At 37.9% G+C, this 1,363-nt stretch carries 1 protein-coding gene and 1 rRNA gene; both read right to left on the reverse strand.

All coding sequences use genetic code 11. From position 1 onward, the window contains the following. Nucleotides 1-256: 256 nt before the first annotated feature. A complete protein-coding gene (locus LPAF129_RS11000; protein ID WP_244057173.1) occupies nt 257-682 on the reverse strand; it encodes an Hsp20/alpha crystallin family protein in 426 nt (141 codons plus the stop codon). Nucleotides 683-1,077: 395 nt separating this feature from the next. Beyond that, nucleotides 1,078-1,194: ribosomal RNA gene (rrf, locus tag LPAF129_RS11005) — 5S ribosomal RNA — on the reverse strand. Nucleotides 1,195-1,363: the final 169 nt, after the last annotated feature.

Consider the following 1,363-nt stretch of genomic DNA (forward strand, 5'->3'; position numbering starts at 1 on the left):
TTTCGTCAAAATACCTTTGAACTGCCATAATCTTAAAATCAGTTGAATATTTAGTCATAAAAAACACCCCATAATTATTAGATTTTTATGTCTAACAATTATGGGGCACTTCAATGTCTTCCCCTGACTTTTTAAGTCTGTTCTTCTAAATAAGCTGTGTGAGGCAAAAAACAGGGGCTAGTTAACTTTCACTCTAGCCTAGCGGTAAAAGCCGCTCATTACCTGTTCACTCTCATTTCACTGCATTCTGTACTGATTAGTCGATATCGATTTGATGTCCTGTTTCTTTTTGAGCTGCCTTGGGCAAATTGATAGTCAAAACACCGTCAGTCATTTTAGCACTAATTTGTTTAGCATCAACATCCGGCAAACGATAATTACGGACATATTCACCATATGAACGCTCATTTGCGATCACTTGCTGCTTTTCATCTTTTTGCTCTAATTCTGACTTACGTTGTGCTTTAACACTCAAAACATCTTGATCATAGGATAATGCAAGATCTTCCTTGGCTACTCCTGGGACATCAACTGTGACTTGGTAGCCATCTTTTGTAGTTGTCACATCACTTTTCAAATTGTTCGATGAATCCATCGTAAAGAATGGTTCACCAAAGTCTGCAAAGAATCCATCGCCGATGTTCATCAATTGATTCAAGTTATTCACTAATTCATTATTCATAATATTTAGTTCCCCTTTCTTTCTTTACATCTTCTATAGTACACCGTTGGTCAAAGATAGTCAAACATTTTTAAAATGTTTTTATAGTCAATTTTTGCCGTTATAACAGCATTTTTTCAAAAATTAAGATTATTTAGTCAAATAAAGTCAGTAATAGTCAAACAAAAAATGTCAGTAGTTTATTCATCAGCGACGCACAGATAAACGGAGCGGTAATCGTAAACAACTCCAATTGACCAAACAGAAAATTTTCAAATTAACTTTTTGTCTAACACAAATAGGACCGAAGTAATTGACGACTTCGACCCTATTTTGTGTGATTAGCTATTTTCTTTTGCCGTTATCTCCAATTTTAGGACACAAAAAAAGCCATCCACTCAGGATGACTTAACTAAGCGCGGCAACGACCTACCCTCACAGGGGGCGATCCCCCAACTACTATCGGCGTGACAAAGCTTAACTTCTGTGTTCGGCATGGGAACAGGTGTAGCCTTTGTGCAATAATCGCCGCACTTTTGTTTATTTTTGAGAGATCCATTCCCTCAAAACTGAATAACATTCATTTCTCGTAATTCTTTGGACCGAGTCACTCGCGCGACTCTTTGGTTAAGTCCTCGACCGATTAGTAATGGTCCGCTCCATGCCTCACAGCACTTCCACTTCCATCCTATCTACCTGATC

Source organism: Ligilactobacillus pabuli, assembly GCF_022836475.1.
GTDB lineage: Bacteria > Bacillota > Bacilli > Lactobacillales > Lactobacillaceae > Ligilactobacillus > Ligilactobacillus pabuli.

Coding starts and splice junctions, on each gene's coding strand:
- LPAF129_RS11000 (WP_244057173.1), bottom strand. CDS start 682: ATGAATAATGAATTAGTGAATAACTTGAATCAATTGATGAACATCGGC.